This is a genomic window from Pseudomonas sp. R4-84, from assembly GCF_054130985.1.
Map to the genome: position 1 here is coordinate 4522183 of NZ_CP096390.1, position 20436 is coordinate 4542618.

Below are 20436 nucleotides of genomic sequence, written 5' to 3' on the forward strand. Positions count from 1 at the left end.
GGCTTAACCTCTTGGCTCTTGATGGCCGACACTGGCAGCCAGGATCGCCAGCACCAGTTGCTGGAAATCCAGGCCGGCGGCACGCGCCGCCATCGGCACCAGGCTGTGATCGGTCATGCCGGGGGCGGTGTTGACTTCCAGGAACCAGAACTGCCCATCGGCGTCCTGCATCACGTCCGCTCGGCCCCAACCGGCGATGCCCAGCGCCTCACAAGCCTTGGCCGTGAGGTCCATCAGTTCTTTTTCCTTGGCGGCATCCAGCCCGCAGGGAATGCGGTACTGGGTGTCATTGGCGATGTATTTGGCGTCGTAGTCGTAGAACGTGTGGGGCGTGCCCAGGGCAATCGGGGGCAACACCTGATCACGCAGGGTGGCGATGGTGAACTCCGGACCGGTGATCCATTGCTCGACCAACACTTGCGAATCGTAGGAACTGGCGTCCTTCCAGGCTGCGGTCAACTCAGGCAGCGAATTCACTTTCGCCATGCCAATACTGGAACCTTCATGGGCCGGTTTGACGATCAAAGGAAAGCCCAGTTCCGTGGCCGCCGAAATACAATCGGCCTCGCTGGCGAGCACGGCGTGACGCGGCGTCGGAATGCCGAGGCTGTGCCAGACCTGCTTGGTGCGCAGCTTGTCCATCGCCAGGGCCGACGCGAGGATGCCGCTGCCGGTGTAGGGAATGCCCAGGCATTCGAGCAGCCCTTGCATGCTGCCGTCTTCGCCGCCGCGACCGTGGAGAATGATGAACGCACGGTCGATTTTTTCGCTCAGCAGGCGCTGCAGGAAATCGTCGCCCACGTCGATGCCGAAGGCGTCGACGCCAGCGCTCTGCAAGGCTTGCAACACGGCGTTACCGGACTTGAGGGACACCTCGCGCTCGGCACTCTTGCCGCCGAACAGCACGGCGACGCGGCCGAAGGCTTTCGGGTCAAGGGTCGAGGCCAGGTTGGCGTATGCAGCAGTCATTTCAGTTTCCCCTCGCTGGAGGCCACGATGGCTCCGGCGAATAACGGACTATTCAACAATTTCGGGGCCAGGCCACCGATGTCACCCGCGCCCTGGCACAGCAGGATGTCCCCAGCGCGCAGCAATGGCTTGACCAGCGGCGCGAGGTCCACGCCACGGTCGATGTAGATCGGGTCCAACTGGCCACGCTGGCGGATGCTGTGGCACAGCTGGCGGCTGTCGGCGCCGGGGATCGGCTCTTCGCCCGCCGGATAGACTTCCATCAACAGCAGCACGTTGGCATCGGCCAGGACCTGGACAAAATCGTCGTACAGGTCGCGGGTGCGGCTGTACCGGTGCGGTTGATAGACCATCACCAGACGCCGCTCCGGCCAGCCACCGCGCACGGCCTTGATCACCGCCGCGACTTCGGTCGGGTGGTGGCCGTAATCGTCCACCAGCATCACGTTACCGCCGTCCACCGGCAGCTCGCCGTAGACCTGAAAACGTCGGCCCACGCCCTGGAAGCCCGACAAGCCCTGGACGATGGCTTCGTCGCTGACGCCTTCGTCGCTGGCTATGCAGATGGTGGCCAAGGCATTGAGCACGTTGTGGTTGCCGGGCATGTTCACCGAGACGTCCAACGGCTCGCGGTCAGGACGCAACACGGTGAAGAAGGTCTGCATGCCCTTCTGGCGCACATTGATGGCGCGCACATCGGCTTCTTCCCCAAAGCCGTAGGTCACGGTTGGGCGCTTGATCAGTGGCAGGATTTCACGAACCACCGGGTCGTCCAGGCACACCACGGCCAAACCATAGAACGGCAGGTTGTGGAGGAACTCGACGAAGGTTTTCTTCAGCTTGTTGAAGTCGCCGTCGTAGGTCGCCATGTGGTCGGCGTCGATGTTGGTCACCACGGCCACCAGCGGTTGCAGGTGCAGGAAACTCGCATCGCTCTCGTCGGCTTCGGCGATCAGGTAGCGGCTGGTGCCCAGCTGGGCATTAGTGCCCGCGGCATTCAGGCGACCACCGATCACAAAGGTCGGGTCCAGGCCACCGGCGGCGAACACCGAGGCGATCAGGCTGGTGGTGGTGGTCTTGCCGTGGGTGCCGGCGACGGCGATGCCGTGGCGATAACGCATCAGCTCGGCCAGCATCTCGGCCCGTGGCACCACGGGAATACGACGTTCCAGGGCAGTGGCAACCTCCGGGTTGGAGGTGTTCACGGCGCTGGACACCACCAGCACGTCGGCATTGGCGGCGTTCTCGGCACGGTGGCCGATAAAGATCTGCGCACCGAACGATTCCAGGCGTTCGGTGACCGGGGAAGCCTTCAGGTCGGAACCCGAAACCTGGTAACCCAGGTTCAGCAACACCTCGGCGATCCCGCACATGCCCACGCCGCCGATACCGACGAAGTGGATGCGACGGATGCGGCGCATTTCCGGTTGTGGCATGGCTTTGCGATTCTCAACCATGGGCCACCTCCAGGCAGGTGTCGACCACTTGGGCCGTGGCATCAGGTTTGGCCAGGCGGCGCGCGGCGCGAGCCATGTCTTCGAGTGTTTGCGGCTGCATCAAGACCTCTGTCAGGCGCGCGGCAAGATCCGCGGCGCCAGTCGTTCTTTGCGGCATCAGGAAGGCAGCGCCTTCACGGGCCAAATAATCGGCGTTGCGAGTCTGGTGATCGTCGATGGCATGGGGCAAAGGCACCAGCATCGAGGGCAGACCGGCGGCAGCCAGTTCACTGATGGTCAGCGCGCCTGCGCGACAGACCACCAGGTCGGCCCAGCCATAGGCCTGGGCCATGTCTTTGATGAAGGGCTGCACTTGCGCCTCGACGCCAGCGGCGCGATAGCGTTCGGCAGTCACTTCATCGTGGTTTTTGCCGGCCTGGTGAAACACTTCCGGCCGCAGTTCGGGGGCAACCTGCGACAGGGCTTCGGGCAGCAGCTTGTTCAACGGTTCGGCCCCCAGGCTTCCGCCCAGGACCAGCAAACGCGCCTTGCGTCCGGCCAGGGCCGGGCGCGGTGCAGCGAGGAACAGCTCCGTACGCACGGGATTACCCGTGGTGCGACGGCTGCCCGACAGGGTAAAGGTGTCCGGGAAGGCTTCACATACCCGGGCGGCCAACGGCACCAATAACCGATTGGCGGTACCGGCCACGGCATTCTGCTCGTGGACGATCACCGGCACACCGGCCAGTTTTGCCGCAACACCGCCGGGGCCGGTCACATAGCCACCAAAACCGACCACGCACACCGGCCGCAGCCGACGAATGATCGCCCGCGCCTGCCAGACCGACTTGAGCAGCATCAGCGGCGCCTTGAGCAGCGATAGCTTGCCTTTGCCCCGCAGGCCGCTGGCATTGATCCGGTGCAGCTCCAGGCCGGCAGCGGGCACCAACTCATTCTCGATGCCCCGTGGCGTACCCAGCCAATGCACGGTGTAGCCGCGCGCCTGGAACTCCCGGGCACAGGCCAGCGCCGGGAACACATGCCCGCCGGTACCGCCCGCCATAATCAGCACGTTAGCGCCCATGAGTCGGCTCCTCGGCGAAGTCGCTCTCCTGGAATTCCATCTCTTCGCTGCCCAAGTGGGTTCGGCTCTCCCATTCGATGCGCAGCAACAGGCCAAGACAGGCACAGCAGATCACCAGGGAGCTGCCGCCATAACTGAGGAACGGCAGCGTCAGGCCCTTGGTCGGCAACAGGCCGACGTTCACGCCGATGTTGATCAGGAACTGGCCGATCCACAGGAACGACAGGCCATACGCCACATACGCGGCGAAGAACTGCTTGGCCTTCTCGGCCCACAAGCCGATGTACATGCCGCGCACGCAGACGAACACGAACAGTGCAACGGTGCACAAGGAGCCCACGACGCCGAGTTCTTCGGCCAGTACCGAAAACACGAAGTCGGTATGCGCTTCCGGCAGATAGAACTGCTTCTGCACACTGTTGCCCAAGCCCACGCCCAGCCACTCGCCACGGCCGAAGGCGATCAAGGCCTGGGTCAATTGATAGCCGGAACCGAACTGGTCGGCCCACGGATCGGTAAACGTGATCAGGCGCGCCATTCGATACGGTTGTGCCTGCACCAGCACGGTCACCGCCGCCACGGCCAGCGCAACCATCAGGATGAAGCGGAACAGCCCGACCCCACCGAGAAACAGCATCGCCGCAGCCGCGCCCATCATCACTACCGTGGCGCCGAAGTCCGGCTCCATCAGCAACAGGCCCGCCATGGGCAGCAACACGATGAATGGCTTGAAGAAGCCCATCCAGCTTTCGCGCACTTCCTTCTGGCGACGCACCAGGTAACCGGCAAGGAAAATCACCACGAAGACCTTGGCGATTTCCGAAGGCTGGACGTTGAAAAAACTGAAGCCGATCCAGCGCATCGAGCCGTTGACCTCGCGGCCGATGCCCGGCACCAACACCATGACCAGCAGGCCGAAGGCCCCCAACAGCATCATCCAGCCCAAGCGTTGCCAAGTGGCGATCGGCACCATCATGGTCACGATGCAGGCACCCAGGCCGATCACCAGGTAAATCAGATGGCGGATCATGTGGTAAAGCGTGTTGCCCGACTGAACGGCAGCCACTTCCGACGACGCAGAGGTGATCATCACCAGGCCCAGGCCGAGCAATGCCAGGCAACCGGCGAGCATCGGGAAATCGAGGTCGATGCCACGGCCGGTGATCAGCGGCGACGGGTACGGCTTGATGATGTTCAGCAAGCTCATGCCAAGTCCTCCACGGCCTGGGCGAACTGGCGCCCGCGCTCTTCGTAGTTCTTGAACATGTCGAAACTGGCGCAGGCCGGCGACAACAGGACGGCATCGCCCGCTTGCGCGAGGGCGCGGCATTGCTGCACCGCCTCATCCAGCGAAGCGACACGAACCAGCGGCACCGCATCGCCCAACGCCTGGGCGATCAGTTCGCGGTCGCGGCCCATTAGCACCACGGCACGGCAATTGGCGGCCACGGGGCCGCGCAGGTCCTTGAAGTCGGCGCCCTTGCCGTCACCACCGGCGATCAGCACGAGCTTGCCGTCGATGTCCGCGCCCAGGCCTTCGATGGCCGCCAGCGCGGCACCGACATTGGTGGCCTTGGAATCGTTGTACCAGGCCACGCCATCCAGATCGCGCACCCATTGGCAGCGGTGTTCCAGCCCTGCGAACTGGCGCAAGGCCGAGAGCATTGCGTCGAACGGCAGACCGACCGCGTGGCCCAGGGCCAGCGCCGCAAGGGCATTGGCCTGGTTGTGGGCGCCGCGGATTTTCAACTCACGCACTGGCATCAGGTTCTGGAATTGGAAAGCGAGGTATTTTTCGCCGTTCTCTTCACGCAAGCCGAAGCCTTTGAAATCCGGAACACCCAAGCCGAAGGTCCAGCACGGCAGCCCTTCACCCATCAGCGGACGGGTCAACGCGTCCTGGCGGTTGAACACGACCTGGCGGGCGCCACGGAAAACCCGGTGCTTGGCCAGGTGATACGCCGGCAGGCCGCTGTAGCGGTCCATGTGGTCTTCGCTGATGTTGAGCACCGTCGCCACTTCGGCGCCGAGATGGTCGGTGGTCTCAAGCTGGAAGCTCGACAGTTCCATGACATACAGCTCGATGTCATCGCCGAGCAGGTCCAGGGCAGGGGTCCCCAGGTTGCCGCCCACGGCGACGCGCTTGCCGGCCGCCGCGGCCATTTCACCGACCAGAGTGGTCACGGTGCTTTTCGCGTTGGAGCCGGTGATGGCGACAATCGGCGCCTTCGCGTTGCGGGCGAACAGCTCGATGTCGCCGGACAGTTTCACGCCTCGGGCAGCCGCAGCCTGCAGCGCCGGAGTCGCCAGGGCCAGGCCGGGGCTCACGTAGAGCTCATCGGCGCGGCACAGGAACTCGACGTCCAGCTCGCCACAACGCACGTCCACCTGCGGATAGTCACGGCGCAGCGTGGCCAGCTCAGGCGGATTTTCCCGCGTATCGGCCACGGCAAACGACACGCCCCGGTTCGCCAGGAAGCGAACCAGGGACATGCCGCTCTTGCCGAGGCCGACAACGATGCGGAAGTGGTCAGAAGCGATCAGGGACACTCGTTCTACCTCAGCTTCAGGGTGGCAAGGCCGATCAGCACCAGAATCACGGTGATGATCCAGAAACGGACGATCACGCGCGGCTCGGGCCAGCCCTTGAGTTCAAAGTGGTGGTGGATCGGCGCCATGCGGAATACGCGGCGGCCGGTCAATTTAAAGGAAGCAACCTGAATGACGACTGACAGGGTCTCCATCACGAACACACCGCCCATGATGAACAGGACGATTTCCTGGCGAACGATGACGGCAATGGTGCCCAGGGCCGCGCCCAGCGCCAACGCGCCGACGTCACCCATGAAGACTTGCGCCGGGTAGGTGTTGAACCAAAGGAAACCGAGGCCGGCACCGATCAGCGCGCCGCAGAACACGATCAACTCGCCCGCGCCCGGTACATAAGGGATCAGCAGGTATTCGGCGAATTTCACGTTGCCCGACAGGTAGCAGAAGATCCCCAGCGCGCCGCCAACCATGACCGTCGGCATGATCGCCAGGCCGTCGAGGCCATCGGTGAGGTTGACCGCGTTGCTCGATCCAACGATGACCAGGTAGGTCAGCACGATGAAGCCAGCGCCCAGCGGGATGCTGTAGTCCTTGAGCATTGGCAGGATCAGGGTGGTTTCCACCGGCGAAGCGGCAGTCATATAAAGGAAGATCGCCGCGCCGAGGCCGAACACCGACTGCCAGAAATATTTCCAGCGGCTTGGCAGCCCACGGGAATTCTTCTCGATGACCTTGCGGTAGTCGTCTACCCAGCCGATGGCGCCGAAGAACAGGGTCACCAGCAACACGACCCAGACATAGCGGTTCGCCAGGTCGGCCCAGAGCAAGGTGCTGATGCCGATGGACGAGAGAATCAACGCGCCGCCCATGGTCGGGGTACCGGACTTGGACAGGTGCGATTGCGGACCGTCGTTGCGGACCGACTGGCCGATCTGCAGGTTCTGCAAGGTGCGGATCATCCACGGGCCCAGGAACAGCGACAACGACAGCGCGGTCAGCACACCCAGGATCCCGCGCAGGGTCAGGTACTGGAAGACCGCGAAGCCTTTGTGGAACTGTTGCAGGTACTCCGCTAGCAGCAGCAGCATTAATGTTTCTCCATACGGGTGCCGCACAAAGCCGCAACGATGTTTTCCATCGCCGCACTGCGTGAGCCCTTGATCAATAAGGTGGTGTTCGGGTCTTGCTCGGCACCCAGGGCCTGGATCAACTCGGCCTGGGTGGTGAAATGCTGTGCATGCTCGCCAAACGCCGATACCGCATGGGCCATCATCGGGCCAACGGCGTACAACGCATCGACCCTGCCGCGGGCATACGCGCCGACATCATGGTGGCCTTGCTGCGCCCACACACCCAATTCGCCGATATCGCCGAGCACCAGCACGGTGCGGCCGGAGAAACCGGCAAGGATGTCCACGGCCGCGCACATCGACGTCGGGTTAGCGTTGTAGGTGTCATCGATGACGCGCATGCCGTTGCTCGCCAGTTGGGCGACGGTGCGTCCCTTGACCGGTTGCACCGCGTTCAATCCCGCGGCGATGCCTGGCAACGAAACACCCAGGGCATGGGCGGCGGCGGCGGCGGCCAGGGCGTTGGCAACGTTATGGGTGCCGAGCAGGTTCAACTGCACGCGCTCGGCCCCGTCGGGGCTGTGGAGGTTGAAGGCCGGGCATCCGCGAGCATCGCGGTCCAGGTCGCTGGCGTAGAAGTTCGCGGCAAGGTTGCTCAAGGCAAAGGTCAGCACCTTGCGCTCGCCCGCCCGGGTTTTCCAGATTTCGAAGGCCTTGTCGTCGAGATTCAGCACGGCGACGCCATCGGCAGCCAACCCCTCGATGATCTCGCCCTTGGCCTCGACGATCTTTTCCGGGCCGCCGAACTCACCCACGTGGGCGGTCCCGGCGTTGTTGAGCACCGCCACGTGGGGCTTGGTCATGCCGACGGTGTAGGCAATCTCGCCGAGCCGCGAAGCACCGAGTTCGATGACGGCGGCGCTGTGCTCCGGCGCCAGCTCAAGCAGCGTCAGCGGTACACCGAGGTCGTTGTTCAGGTTGCCACGGGTCGCCAATACCGGGCCGCGCGTGCGCAGGATGCTGGCGAGCATTTCCTTGACCGTGGTCTTGCCGCTGGAGCCGGTGATGGCTGCGACCGGGTTGGTGAACGCCGCGCGATTCAACGCGCCGAGCTGGCCCAGGGCCTGGCGGGTGTCGCTGACCAGCAGTTGCGGCAGTGTGCTGTTGGTGACTTCGCGCTCGACCAACGCCGCGACCGCGCCTTTGCCAGCCACTTCGTTCAGATAATCGTGGCCGTCGAAACGCGGCCCGGCCAGGGCGACGAACAGTTGGCCCGGCGCAATCGCCCGGCTGTCGATGCTGACGCCGTTGAACGTGGCGTCCGCCGCGATCAGGCGCGCATTCAGGGCGTTGGTCAGCTCGCTGAGTTTCAAGGCCTTAAGCATGGGCCACCTCCCATGCGGTCAGGGCGTGATCGGCTTCCACCAAGTCGGAGAACGCATGGCGTTCGCCGTTGATTTCCTGATAGTCCTCGTGGCCCTTGCCGGCCAGGACGATGACGTCATCCGCCGAAGCACTGGCAATCAATTGCGCAATGGCCTGGCCGCGTCCGGCCACGAAAGTGACGTTATCCTGCCCCGAGAAACCGGCGCGAATATCGTCGAAGATCCGCGAGGGGTCTTCGCTGCGCGGGTTATCGTCAGTGACGAGTACTCCATCGGCCAGCCGCTCCACGACTTGCGCCATCAGCGGACGTTTGCCACGGTCACGGTCGCCGCCACAGCCGAACAGGCACAGCAGCCGACCCTTGGCGTGAGGACGCAGCGCCGTGAGGACTTTCTCCAGCGCGTCTGGCGTATGGGCGTAATCGACCACCACCAGCGGCTGGGTGCCTCCGCCCAAGCGCTGCATGCGCCCGGCCGGGCCCTCGAGTTTTGGCAATACCTTGAGAATTTCATCCAGCGCGTAGTCCAGCCCGAGCAAGGCCCCGATGGCGGCCAATACATTGCTCAGGTTGAAGCGGCCCAGCAACGTGCTGCGCAGATGGTGTTCGCCCTGGGGCGTGACCAACGTGGCACGAACGCCTTCGTCGTCGAACTGTGCGTGGCGTACATAAAGGTAGGCACCGGAATCTTCGAGGCTGTAGGTGATCAACCGCGACTCGCGACTCTCGGCGGCCAGCTGGCGGCCGAATTCGTCATCGACATTGATAACCCGGCATTTCAGGTTGTTCCAGGCAAACAGCTTGGCCTTGGCCTCGCCGTAGGCCTGCATCGTGCCGTGGTAGTCCAAGTGATCGCGGGACAGGTTGGTGAGCACGGCAACGTCGAAGGCCAACGCGGTGACGCGACCTTGATCGAGGCCATGGGAGGAAACCTCCATCGCGACGGCCTTGGCGCCAGCCTTCTTCAGGTCGGCCAGGGTCGCCTGCACGGCGATCGGGTTTGGCGTGGTGTGCAGCCCGCTCTTCAGCGCCCCGTGGAAACCGTTGCCCAGCGTCCCCACGATGCCACAATGCTGCCCGAGCAAGTCGAGCGCCTGTGCCACCAGTTGCGTCACGCTGGTCTTGCCGTTGGTGCCGGTCACGCCGATCAGGTTCAGGTGACGGCTCGGCTCGCCATAAAAACGCCCGGCGATATCCGACAACTGCGCCACCAGGCCCTTGACCGGAATCAGCGGGACATCGGTGATCGGCAGCACGGTCGCGCCGTTCACTTCATAGGCCACGGCAGCCGCACCGCGTTTCAAGGCATCAGCGATATGGTCGCGGCCATCAACTCGGGCGCCCGGCACCGCCAGGAACAGGTCCCCGGCACGCACGTCGCGACTGTCCAGCGCCAGCTCGCGAATCAGCAGGTCATGACCGGCATGGGCAAAAATCTTGTTCAGGCTCAGGGACATCAGCCACGCCCTCCGTCGGCTTTCAAGGGAACGACCGGGGCGGTACTCGCCTGCTGGGTCGGCGGCAGATTATCCGGAGTAATGTTCATCAGGCGCAGGGTGCCGGACATCACTTTGCTGAACACCGGCGCAGAGACCAGGCCACCGAAGTAGCCTGCCTTGCTCGGTTCGTCGATAACCACCACGATGGCGTAGCGCGGGTCGCTCATCGGACCGAAGCCGGCGAACAGCGAACGGTAGGAATTCTCGGCATAGCCCTTGGTACCCACGGACGTCTTGCGCGCCGTACCCGACTTGCCGGCAACATGGTAGGCGGGCACTTGGGCACGATAGACACCACGCGGCGCCTCGATCACCTGTTGCAGCATGCCTTGCATCGTCTTGGCGACGTCTTCCGGAATCACTTGGGTGGTTTGCGGCGCCTTGTCGGTCTTGACCAGGGTCAGCGGTGCGATCCGCCCATTGTTGGCCAGCGCCGAGAAGGCGTGGACAAGCTGGATCGCCGTCACCGAAACACCATAGCCATAGGACAACGTGGCGGTTTCGGCCTTGCGCCATTCACGGTAGTTGGGCAGGTTGCCGACGCGCTCGCCCGGGAAGCCCAGGCCGGTGTCCTGGCCGAGGCCGATTTTCTGGGCCAGGCGATAGATCGCTTCGCCACCGATATCGAAGGCGATCTTGCTCATGCCCACGTTACTGGAATTGATCAGGATGCCGGTCAGGTCGAGCACCGGGCCTTCAGTCTTGGACACGTCGCGAATGGTGTATTTGCCGATCTGCAACGTCCCCGGATACACCTCGACGGTGTCACCCGGTTTCCAGCGCCCGGTTTCCAGGGCGGCGGCCATGGACACGGCCTTCATGGTCGAACCCGGCTCGAAGACGTCGATCATTGCGCGGTTACGCATCATCGCCGGTTGCAGGTTACGGCGGTTGTTCGGGTTGTAGGTCGGCTGGTTGACCATGGCGAGGATCTCGCCGGTCTTGACGTCCATGATCACCAGGCTGCCGGCCTTGGCGCCGTTCTCGACGATGGCATTGCGCAGCTCGCGGTTGGCCAGGTATTGCAGGCGCAGGTCAATGGACAACGCCAAGGGCTTACCGGCCTTGGCGTTTTTAGTGACTTGGACATCCTTGATCAGCCTGCCGCGCCGATCCTTGATGACCTGGCGCTTGCCGGCAACCCCGGCCAGCCATTCGTCATAGGCCAGTTCGACACCTTCTCGGCCCCGGTCATCGATGTCGGTAAACCCGACCATGTGGGCGGTGACTTCTCCGGCCGGGTAGAAACGCCGGAACTCTTCGATGCCATAGACACCAGGTACTTTCAGGTCGAGCACACTCTGGCCTTGCTCGGGCGTCAACCCGCGCACCAGGTAGATGAATTCTTTATTGGCCTGGGCTTCAAGGCGCTCAGCCAAAGCCTTGGGATCCTGGCCGAGGGCGGCGGCCAACGCCGGCCACTTTTCCTTGGCCTGCTGCATTTCCTTGGCGTTGGCCCACAGAGTGGTCACCGGGGTGCTCACGGCCAGGGGTTCACCGTTGCGGTCAGTGATCAGGCCACGGTGGGCCGGGATCGGAATATGACGCACGCTGCGGGCATCGCCCTGCTCCTTGAGGAAGTCGCGGTCGACGACTTGCAGGTCGATGATGCGCCACGCGATCGCTGCGACCATGATCCCGAGCAAGCCCAGGACCAGACGGAACCGCCACGGGAACAGTGCCCCTTCGAGCTTCATCATGGCGCCACCATCTGCACTTCGGCGGCGCCGGGGATGCGCATCTTCAATTGTTCGGTGGCCAATACCTCGATACGGCTATGGGCGGTCCAGGTGCTCTGCTCCAGGATCAGCCGGCCCCACTCAGCCTGCGCCTTGTCGCGCACGCTCAGTTCGTTATAAAGGGTGTTGAGCAACTGGCGGTTCCAGTGCGCGCTGTAAGACACGGCGATGGCCGAGACGAGCACGCCGATGAACAGCAGCAGCATGAAAAAGCTGCCGCCCGGCAGGGGCTTGGCGAAGAGCTTGCTCACCGCAGCTTCTCCGCGACACGCATGACAGCACTACGGGCACGTGGGTTGGCCTTGAGTTCGGCCTCGGAGGCGAACTGCGCTTTGCCATGGATCTTGATTTTCGGTACGAAAGCCTCGAAACGCACCGGCAGGTTGCGCGGCAGGTTGTCGGCTTCGCCTTTGGTGAGTTTGCGCATGAACAACTTGACGATGCGGTCTTCCAGGGAGTGGAAGCTGATCACCACCAACCGGCCACCGATCTCCAGCGCCTCAAGGGCGGCCTCGAGGCCAGCCTCAAGATCACCCAACTCATTATTGACATGGATACGCAGGCCCTGGAAGGCGCGAGTCGCTGGGTTCTTGCCCTTCTCCCACGCAGGGTTGGCAACCTTCAGCACTTCGGCCAGGTCACCGGTGCGTTCGAATGGCTTGGTCTCGCGGCGCTCGACCACGGCTCGCGCCATGCGGCCGGAAAAGCGTTCCTCGCCGTATTCCTTGAAGACACGGGCGATTTCTTCGACGGGCGCGGTGTTGACGAACTCAGCGGCACTGATGCCGCGGGACGGATCCATGCGCATGTCCAGCGGGCCGTCATTGAGGAAACTGAAGCCACGTTCCGGGTCGTCCAGTTGCGGCGAGGACACGCCGAGGTCCAGCAGCACGCCGCTGATCTTGCCAGCCAAACCACGCTGCGCGACTTCCGAACCCAACTCGGCAAAGCTGCGCTGCACAACGACAAAGCGGCCGTCTTCGGCCGCCAGCGCTTGCCCGGTGGCAATCGCTTGAGGATCCTTGTCGAACCCCAGCAACCGGCCATCAGGTCCCAACTGGCTGAGGATCAATCGGCTGTGCCCGCCACGCCCGAACGTGCCATCCAGATAGCACCCATCAGGACGTACGGCGAGAGCCTCGACGGCTTCGTCAAGCAGTACGGTGATGTGGTTAAAGCCGCTATCAATAGTCACAGGATCAAATCACGCAGTTCATCAGGCATGGCGCCCGGTTGTTGAATAGCAGCAAGGTCGGCGGCAGAAACCGCATTCCAGGCATCTTCGTCCCACAGTTGGAACTTGTTCAGCTGGCCCACCAGCATCGCGCGCTTGTCCAGCTTGGCGTATTCGCGCAGGCGCGGCGGGACCAGAAAACGACCACTGCCGTCGAGCTCAAGATCAACGGCATTACCGATCAACAAGCGCTGCAAACGACGGTTTTCTTCACGTAGCGAAGGCAGTGCGCGCAGTTTGGTTTCGATGATTTCCCACTCATCCAGCGGGTAGACGCACAAACATGGGTCAACGGCGTCGATCGTGACGATCAACTGCCCCGAACTTCGCGAAACGAGCTCGTCACGATACCGGCTGGGCATGGCGAGCCGGCCTTTTGCATCGAGACTGATTGCGTTAGCTCCGCGAAACACGTCAGCGTTTCTCCACTTTTTGGCGTTTTACCTTCAAAAAAACCCACTTCATGCCACTTTCCGCCACTTGCGCACACTATAGGAATGCGCCCACCGCACCGTCAAGGCGCTGAATGAAGGAAAAGCCTTATAGATCGGAGATTTAGGAGCGTTTCAGGAGGGGCAACAAGAATCTGACGTAGGAAATTTCGCTCCAACCTGAGGCGGTACAGGGGACTGCGCGCACAAGTTAAAGTGATTTGTTAAGAGTAAGATTTTTTTGGTATTAGGAACTGCGTCTGCCAGCGATTCCGGCAGGGAGGGAAAAAGGTGGAGAGTCGATCTGTAAGCCGGGTTCTGTCTTGAACAGTCATTCGTCTACGATGGCCATCACTGGACATCTTTAGCAACCTACCCGGTCCCAGCGCGGGCCACGCCTTGGGACCCTATTTGGTCTTGCTCCAAGTGGGGTTTACCTAGCCACGAACTGTTGCCAGCCGTGCGGTGCGCTCTTACCGCACCTTTTCACCCTTACCGGCGCCGAAACGCTTAGGCGGTTATTTTCTGTGGCACTTTCCGTAGGCTCACGCCTCCCAGGCATTACCTGGCACTTCGCCCTATGGAGCCCGGACTTTCCTCCCCCCCCTAATTTTCATAGAGGGCAGCGACTGTCCGATCGACTCTCCGCCGCGAAGGTTAACGGTACAGCGCCTCAAGAACAAGCGCTAAAAGCCCGCAGCCAGCCGGGCATGGCGGTTTCATTGGTCCTTCTGCTTTTGCAGCGCGACCTGATACAGCACATTCTTGCGTTCGCCAGTGATCTGCGCGGCGAGGGCCGCCGCACGTTTCAATGGCATTTCCTCCAACAACAGATCCAGGACGCGCATCGCTTCGCCACTCACGGCGTCTTCGCTTTCCGGCGGCGTCCACCCGGCCACCAGTACAACGCATTCACCGCGCTGTTGGTTGCTGTCGCTTTCGACGAAACCTCGCAATTGCGCCAAGGGCAGCCCCTTGAGCGTCTCGAAGGTTTTCGTCAGTTCCCGCGCCAGCAACGCCTGGCGCTCGGGACCAAACACCAGCTCCATATCCTGGAGGCATTCAAGGATACGGTGCGGCGCTTCATAAAAGATCAATGTGCGCGGCTCTTCCTTTATAGCTTCCAGGCGCGCTCGTCGCCCCACCGCCTTGGCTGGCAGAAAGCCCTCGAAGATAAATCGATCCGACGGCAAGCCGGCCGCCGACAGCGCCGCGATCAACGCACAAGCCCCGGGTACTGGCACCACATTGATGCCGGCAGCACGAGCCTGGCGCACCAGGTGATAACCCGGATCGGAAATCAGCGGCGTGCCGGCATCGGAAATCAGCGCCACGTTATCGCCCGCCAGCAGCCGGGTGATAAAACGACTGCCCTCGTCCCGCTCGTTATGTTCATGACACGCCGCCAGCGGCGTGGAAATGCCGAAATGCTGCAGCAAGCGCTGGGAGTGACGGGTATCTTCAGCGGCAATAAGGGCGACGTCCTTCAGGATCTTCAGCGCACGGGCGCTGATATCGTCCAGGTTGCCAATAGGCGTCGCCACCACGAAAAGCGAGCCAGCAGCGGAATTCGAAGCACCTGGAGCAGTCAAAACGCACACCTCATGAGGGTAAAAACCGCCATTGTAGCGTGTGCCGCCATTCTCGGCCGGTCACATTAGCACTTGTGGCGAGGGAGCTTGCTCCCGCTCGGCTGCGCAGCAGCCGTAAAAATCTGACAGCCACATTCTGATGTACCGTGTTGAATGGTTTTGGGGCCGCTGCGCGGCCCAGCGGGAGCAAGCTCCCTCGCCACGGGGAATCGACACCCTCGGATTTATGCTGCGCCGCACTCTTTGAAATACCTAAATTGATCGATTCACACCACTAACATCGCGCCCCAGCCGCTGCTTGGGTACAATTCGACGCTAATTTGATCTCGTATCAGGAACACTTACATGATCGCTTGCCTGCGGCTGCTCTCCGCCCTCTGCCTCGCTGCCCTCCTGGCGGCTTGCGCCAGTTCGCCTTCGTCCAGCCTTGGCGAACTCCCACGGACCCCGGATGCCAGTATCGAGCAATTGCTCGAACAGGCCACCCAAAGCAAAAACCCGGAAAAAGCCGCCCTGCTGCGCCTGAGCGCCGCGGACCTGGCCTACCGCCAGGGCAATGCCGGCCAGTCCGCACAGATCCTGCAACAAGTGCCGCTGGAGCAACTCAAGCCCGGCCAGCAGATTTTCGCCAGCACGCTGTCAGCCGAACTGGCGATGACCCGCAACCAGCCCAAGGCAGCGCTGACGTCCCTGGGCCATCCAAGCCTGCAGCACCTGGGCGAAATGCCGGTGGAACAGCAAGTGCGCACCGGCACCGTGCGTGCTCGGGCCCTTGAAGCCGATGGCCAGACCCTGGCGGCCGCCAAGGAGCGGATCTTTATCGCGCCGTTGCTGGAAGGCGAAGCCGCGGCTAAAAACCACGAGGCGATCTGGTCGCTGATCGCTTCGCTGCCTACCGATCAACTGCAACCGACCACCACCGACGACCTCGGTGGCTGGTTGAGCCTGGCCAAGGCGGTGAAAACCGCCGGCACCCTGGAGCAACAACAGGCCGCCATCGACAGCTGGCGCGAACAAAACCCGAAACACCCAGCCGCGCTTCAATTGCCGACGCCACTGGTCAAGCTCAAGGAGCTGGCAAGCCAGCCGCTGAGCAAGATCGCCTTGCTGCTGCCGCAGAACGGCCCGCTGGCCTCGGTTGCCAAAGCCCTGCGCGAAGGGTTCATGGCTGCGCACTACCAGGCCCAACAGGCTGGACAGAAGCCGCCAAGCATTCAGGTCTATGACAGCGCCAGCCTGACTTCCATGGACGAGTTCTACCGCAAGGCCCAGGCCGACGGCGTACAACTGGTGGTCGGCCCGCTGGAAAAACCACTGGTCAAGCAGATCAGCCTTCGCCCGCAATTGCCGATTACCACCCTGGCATTGAACTACAGCGAGGGCGAACAGGGCCCACCCCAACTCTTCCAGTTCGGCTTGGCCCCGGAAGATGAAGCCCGCGAAGTATCCCGTCGTGCTCGCGCCGACGGCCTGCATCGCGCCGCCGCCATGGTGCCGAAAGGCGAATGGGGCGATCGGGTATTGAAAGCCTTCAGCCAGGACTGGCAGGCCAATGGCGGCACCATCGTTGCGATCGAGCGTGTCGACCAGCCTGTGCAACTGGCCCAGCAGATCGCCGACATGTTCCAGTTGCGCCAGAGCGAAGGTCGCGCCAAAAGCCTGCAAAGCACGGTGGGCACCGCAGTAGCGGCCCAGCCTTCGCGTCGCCAGGACATCGAGTTCATTTTCCTGGCATCGACTCCGCAGCAGGCCCAGCAGATCAAGCCGACCCTGAACTTCCAGTACGCCGGCGACGTGCCGGTCTATGCGACGTCTTCGGTATTCAGCGTCAGCGGCGACCAGAACCAATACAACGACATGAATGGCGTGCGTTTCTGTGAAACGCCATGGCTGCTCGACGCTAACGACCCACTGCGTCAGCAGGTCACTGCACAATGGCCGCAGGCCGGTGGCAGCCTGGGCCGACTGTATGCGATGGGTGCCGACGCCTATCGCCTCGCTCCACGCCTGGGCCAGCTCAAGGCACTTCCGGACAGCCGCATCGAAGGCCTGTCAGGCAGCCTGGCGATCTCGCCAACCCAACGCGTGCAACGTCAATTGCCGTGGGCCCAGTTCATCAATGGCCAGGTGCAGCGCCTGCCGGACACCCAGCGCTGATGCTTGACCGATCACACTTGCAAAGCGGAAAGAATGCCGAGGGCCAAGCCCTCGCGCATCTGCAACAACAAGGTCTGCGCCTGCTGGCACAGAACTGGTTGTGTAAACGCGGCGAGCTGGATCTGGTCATGCTTGACGGCGATACAGTAGTATTCGTCGAAGTCCGCTACAGAAAAAATACCCAATGGGGCGGCGCGATCGAGAGCATCGACGAGCGCAAGCGCCAGAAGCTGATTTTCGCCGCGCAGTACTTTCTGCAACGCGAGTCTCGCTGGGCCGATTACCCCTGCCGCTTCGACGTGGTCGCCATCGACAGCAACGCCGACCAGTTGAACTGGCTGCAGAACGCCTTCGACAGTTGAACGCCCAGCCTGGCCGGACACCTTCATTCAACTTTTTTGCTCTTTGCTTTGCGCGCCGCACATGCTTGTGCCGATAAGTCGCGCTACTTAAGGTCACACAGATGGACATGCAATCGCGAATCCGCCAGCTTTTTCAGGCCAGTATCGACACCAAGCAACAGGCGATGGACGTACTTGCACCGCACATCGAGCAAGCCAGCCAAGTGATGGTCAACGCCTTGCTCAACGAAGGCAAGATGCTCTCGTGTGGCAACGGCGGTTCGGCCGGCGATGCCCAGCACTTCTCATCGGAGCTGCTCAACCGCTTCGAACGCGAACGCCCGAGCCTGCCGGCCATCGCATTAACGACCGACAGCTCGACGATCACCTCGATCGCCAACGATTACAGCTACAACGAAGTGTTCTCCAAGCAGATCCGCGCCCTCGGCCAACCCGGCGATGTGCTTCTGGCGATCTCCACCAGCGGTAACTCGGCCAATATTATTCAAGCGATCCAGGCCGCACATGATCGCGAAATGATTGTCGTAGCATTGACCGGTCGCGACGGCGGCGGCATGGCATCCTTGCTCTTGCCCGAAGACGTCGAGATTCGCGTACCGGCCAATGTCACCGCACGTATTCAGGAAGTCCACCTGCTGGCGATCCATTGCCTTTGCGACTTGATCGACAGCCAACTGTTCGGGAGTGAAGAATGACCCCTAATCGCCTAGGCCTTCTGGCCCTGACCCTGTGCCTCGGCATCAGCGGCTGCACATCGGTGGTTAACGCCAGCCGGGAAAAGCCGATCGAAGATGACCGCGGCACCCGCACCTTCGGCAGCAAGATCGATGACTCCCTGATCGAAACCAAAGTCGGCGTGAACATCGCCAAGGCCGACCCGGACTTGGACAACAATTCGCACATCGTCGTCACCAGCTTCAACGGCGTCGTGCTGCTGGCCGGCCAGACGCCACGGGCCGACCTCAAGGCCAAGGCCGAGCAGGAGGCCAGCGCCGTGCAGCGGGTCAAGACCGTGCATAACGAATTGCAGGTCTTGCAGCCCTCTTCCCTGCTGGCGCGCCAGAACGATGCCTGGCTGACGACCAAGATCAAGACGCAGATGCTGACCGACGCCAGCATTCCAGGGTCGCGCATCAAGGTCGTGACCGAGAACGGGATTGTCTATCTGCTGGGGCTGCTGACCAAGCAGGAGGCTGCGCAGGCAACCAATTTGGTTCAGGGTGTCTCTGGGGTACAAAAGATTGTGAAGTTGTTTGAGTACATCGACTGATATAAATGCTCGCACAAGAACGGCGCTTTTCCTGGAAAGGAAAGCGCCGTTTTTTTATGCATCGTTGGGGGGGGGTGGGTCAGCGCGCCCGCTCGCTCTCGCTCTTGCTCTTGCTCTTGCTCTTGCTCTTGCTTTTGCTTTGGACTTTGATCTTCGACGCCCCGTTAACCACGATGGCCGAACGCAGGCATTGCGCAGTGGGCATCCCGGCATGGATGCCGGGATAGCCGCGCTGGGCCAGGGACGGCCCTTCGCGGCGGGCCCACGGAGCAAGGCCGGAGTGAGGGAACACCTCGCCTGGGCGAGGTGCCGAGTGGTGGGGCAAAGCCTTTTTGGTTACTTTTTTGGCGTCTGAAAAAAGTGACCCGCCGTAAGGGCGGAACCATAAGCAGCCGTTACCAAAGAAACGGATACACACACCACACTCAACCAAAAAAACGCCCGCATCTCGCGACACGGGCACTCTTCTCAACTAGCCGGCAAACTGCTAAACCCGCCAGTTATTTCACCACCTTCAAGCTCGGCCGCCCGCTAGGCCGCGGCGGTTCGTCATCCGGTGGCGGCATATCATCGTCCGCCTCGAATTCTTCTTCGCCCTCCAGCGGCACCTCCAGCTCGAATACCATGCCCTGGCCATTTTCCCGGGCATAAATCCCCAGTATCGAAGCAATCGGCACGTACAGCGTGTGCGGCACGCCGCCAAAACGCCCTTCGAAGCTGACCGCATCATTATCCATGTGCAGATGACGCACAGCGGCCGGCGATACGTTCAATACAATCTGCCCGTCATTGGCAAAACCCTGCGGCACCTGGACCGAGGGATACTCGGCATTGACCAGCATGTGCGGGGTGCAATCGTTGTCCACAATCCACTCATAGAGCGCGCGGACCAAATAAGGTCGACTGGAGTTCATAGCGGCTCCCTAAGCCTTAGCGCATGTCACGTTCGGCAGCAGACAGACTCGCCTGGAAAGCCTCACGCGCAAATTGGCGCTCCATATAATCAAGCAGCGGCTTGGCGGGCCGCGGCAGTTCGATACCCAGGATCGGCAAACGCCAGAGTATGGGCAATAGGCAGCAATCCACCAGACTTTGTTCCTCACTGAGGAAAAACGGCTTGTCGACAAACAGCGGCGACACGCCCGTCAGGCTTTCGCGCAATTCTTTACGCGCCACGACCCGTGCCGGTTCCTTGGTTCGCTGATCCAGGATCAGATCCACCAACCCGCACCAGTCACGCTGGATGCGATGGATGAGCAAGCGACTGTTGGCACGCGCGACGGGGTATACCGGCAGCAAAGGCGGATGCGGATAACGCTCATCCAGGTATTCCATCACCACGGTCGACTCCCACAAGGCCAGGTCACGATCGACCAGCGTTGGCAGGCTGCCGTAAGGGTTTACCTCGATCAGCTTCGGCGGCTGACGGCCCGCTTCAACGTAAATGATCTCGGCGCTGACACCCTTCTCGGCCAGTACGATGCGTACCCGGTGGGAATAGTGGTCGGCGGGGTCGGAGTAACAGGCCAACCGATTGGTCACGCCCATGGCGATCCTCCTCGCTTGTTGAAATTATCGAAAAACGGAAAAACGAGCGCGCCCAGAGGACGTCTCCCGTAACCACCTGGCCGACCAGGCTCGTTACACCTTCAGAGACGC

Annotated in this window: 20 protein-coding genes and 1 other RNA gene; 4 read left to right on the forward strand and 17 right to left on the reverse strand. The window is 62.1% G+C overall.

The annotated features are described in order from the left end of the window. Positions 1–3: 3 nt before the first annotated feature. The 14 genes from M1D68_RS20605 to rsmI all read right to left on the reverse strand — a co-directional run bounded on the left by M1D68_RS20605 (position 4) and on the right by rsmI (position 14988). Entirely contained in the window at positions 4–969 is a 966-nt protein-coding gene (locus M1D68_RS20605; RefSeq protein ID WP_420765421.1) for a D-alanine--D-alanine ligase, read from the reverse strand. Continuing rightward, entirely contained in the window at positions 966–2426 is a 1461-nt protein-coding gene (murC, locus tag M1D68_RS20610) for a UDP-N-acetylmuramate--L-alanine ligase (protein WP_457968138.1), read from the reverse strand. Before murC ends, M1D68_RS20605 begins: the two co-directional genes overlap by 4 nt. Next, positions 2419–3489, reverse strand: a complete 1071-nt coding sequence (murG, locus tag M1D68_RS20615) for an undecaprenyldiphospho-muramoylpentapeptide beta-N-acetylglucosaminyltransferase (protein WP_420765423.1) — start codon at positions 3487–3489, stop codon at positions 2419–2421. The genes murC and murG overlap by 8 nt, the downstream gene beginning before the upstream one ends. Further along, positions 3479–4696 (reverse strand): putative lipid II flippase FtsW, encoded by a 1218-nt coding sequence (gene ftsW, locus M1D68_RS20620; RefSeq protein ID WP_420765424.1) that lies wholly within the window; start codon positions 4694–4696, stop codon positions 3479–3481. The genes murG and ftsW overlap by 11 nt, the downstream gene beginning before the upstream one ends. Further along, positions 4693–6039, reverse strand: coding sequence for a UDP-N-acetylmuramoyl-L-alanine--D-glutamate ligase (gene murD / locus M1D68_RS20625; RefSeq protein ID WP_434701604.1), 1347 nt, complete (start codon positions 6037–6039; stop codon positions 4693–4695). The genes ftsW and murD overlap by 4 nt, the downstream gene beginning before the upstream one ends. A gap of 5 nt (positions 6040–6044) precedes the next feature. Next, a complete protein-coding gene (gene mraY / locus M1D68_RS20630; RefSeq protein WP_053124966.1) occupies positions 6045–7127 on the reverse strand; it encodes a phospho-N-acetylmuramoyl-pentapeptide-transferase in 1083 nt (360 codons plus the stop codon). After that, entirely contained in the window at positions 7127–8494 is a 1368-nt protein-coding gene (locus M1D68_RS20635) for a UDP-N-acetylmuramoyl-tripeptide--D-alanyl-D-alanine ligase (protein ID WP_457968142.1), read from the reverse strand. The genes mraY and M1D68_RS20635 overlap by 1 nt, the downstream gene beginning before the upstream one ends. Further along, positions 8487–9950 carry a UDP-N-acetylmuramoyl-L-alanyl-D-glutamate--2,6-diaminopimelate ligase gene (locus M1D68_RS20640; protein ID WP_457968144.1) on the reverse strand — a complete coding sequence of 488 codons (1464 nt, stop codon included), beginning with the start codon at positions 9948–9950 and terminating at the stop codon, positions 8487–8489. The genes M1D68_RS20635 and M1D68_RS20640 overlap by 8 nt, the downstream gene beginning before the upstream one ends. Then, positions 9950–11689: a peptidoglycan D,D-transpeptidase FtsI family protein gene (locus M1D68_RS20645; protein ID WP_420765650.1), complete on the reverse strand. Its 1740-nt coding sequence runs from the start codon at positions 11687–11689 to the stop codon at positions 9950–9952. Before M1D68_RS20645 ends, M1D68_RS20640 begins: the two co-directional genes overlap by 1 nt. Further along, complete coding sequence (gene ftsL / locus M1D68_RS20650; protein WP_003178214.1) at positions 11689–11982, reverse strand: cell division protein FtsL; 294 nt, start codon at positions 11980–11982, stop codon at positions 11689–11691. The genes M1D68_RS20645 and ftsL overlap by 1 nt, the downstream gene beginning before the upstream one ends. Then, positions 11979–12926, reverse strand: coding sequence for a 16S rRNA (cytosine(1402)-N(4))-methyltransferase RsmH (rsmH, locus tag M1D68_RS20655; protein WP_420765428.1), 948 nt, complete (start codon positions 12924–12926; stop codon positions 11979–11981). Before rsmH ends, ftsL begins: the two co-directional genes overlap by 4 nt. Next, positions 12923–13378 (reverse strand): division/cell wall cluster transcriptional repressor MraZ, encoded by a 456-nt coding sequence (gene mraZ, locus M1D68_RS20660; protein ID WP_003205355.1) that lies wholly within the window; start codon positions 13376–13378, stop codon positions 12923–12925. The genes rsmH and mraZ overlap by 4 nt, the downstream gene beginning before the upstream one ends. 309 nt (positions 13379–13687) lie before the next feature. Continuing rightward, an RNA gene (gene rnpB, locus M1D68_RS20665) (RNase P RNA component class A) lies at positions 13688–14041 on the reverse strand. A 74-nt stretch (positions 14042–14115) separates the two neighbouring features. After that, positions 14116–14988 carry a 16S rRNA (cytidine(1402)-2'-O)-methyltransferase gene (gene rsmI / locus M1D68_RS20670; RefSeq protein WP_420765429.1) on the reverse strand — a complete coding sequence of 291 codons (873 nt, stop codon included), beginning with the start codon at positions 14986–14988 and terminating at the stop codon, positions 14116–14118. 345 nt (positions 14989–15333) lie between these two features. Here rsmI and M1D68_RS20675 point away from each other — a divergent pair, with 345 nt between their 5' ends. The 4 genes from M1D68_RS20675 to M1D68_RS20690 all read left to right on the forward strand — a co-directional run bounded on the left by M1D68_RS20675 (position 15334) and on the right by M1D68_RS20690 (position 18777). Continuing rightward, complete coding sequence (locus M1D68_RS20675) at positions 15334–17145, forward strand: penicillin-binding protein activator (protein ID WP_434560529.1); 1812 nt, start codon at positions 15334–15336, stop codon at positions 17143–17145. Further along, complete coding sequence (locus M1D68_RS20680; protein WP_434675891.1) at positions 17145–17507, forward strand: YraN family protein; 363 nt, start codon at positions 17145–17147, stop codon at positions 17505–17507. The genes M1D68_RS20675 and M1D68_RS20680 overlap by 1 nt, the downstream gene beginning before the upstream one ends. Before the next feature lie 101 nt (positions 17508–17608). Then, entirely contained in the window at positions 17609–18202 is a 594-nt protein-coding gene (locus tag M1D68_RS20685) for a phosphoheptose isomerase (protein WP_007928463.1), read from the forward strand. Continuing rightward, positions 18199–18777 (forward strand): BON domain-containing protein, encoded by a 579-nt coding sequence (locus M1D68_RS20690; RefSeq protein WP_030139689.1) that lies wholly within the window; start codon positions 18199–18201, stop codon positions 18775–18777. The genes M1D68_RS20685 and M1D68_RS20690 overlap by 4 nt, the downstream gene beginning before the upstream one ends. Before the next feature lie 79 nt (positions 18778–18856). Here the strand turns inward: M1D68_RS20690 and M1D68_RS20695 are convergent, their stop codons facing one another. The 3 genes from M1D68_RS20695 to M1D68_RS20705 form a co-directional block, all read right to left on the reverse strand. Beyond that, positions 18857–19069: a hypothetical protein gene (locus M1D68_RS20695; protein WP_457970803.1), complete on the reverse strand. Its 213-nt coding sequence runs from the start codon at positions 19067–19069 to the stop codon at positions 18857–18859. Between the two features lie 208 nt (positions 19070–19277). After that, a complete protein-coding gene (locus M1D68_RS20700) occupies positions 19278–19691 on the reverse strand; it encodes a ClpXP protease specificity-enhancing factor (RefSeq protein WP_434560531.1) in 414 nt (137 codons plus the stop codon). A 16-nt stretch (positions 19692–19707) separates the two neighbouring features. Then, positions 19708–20325, reverse strand: coding sequence for a glutathione S-transferase N-terminal domain-containing protein (locus M1D68_RS20705; protein ID WP_420765432.1), 618 nt, complete (start codon positions 20323–20325; stop codon positions 19708–19710). Positions 20326–20436 lie beyond the last annotated feature (111 nt).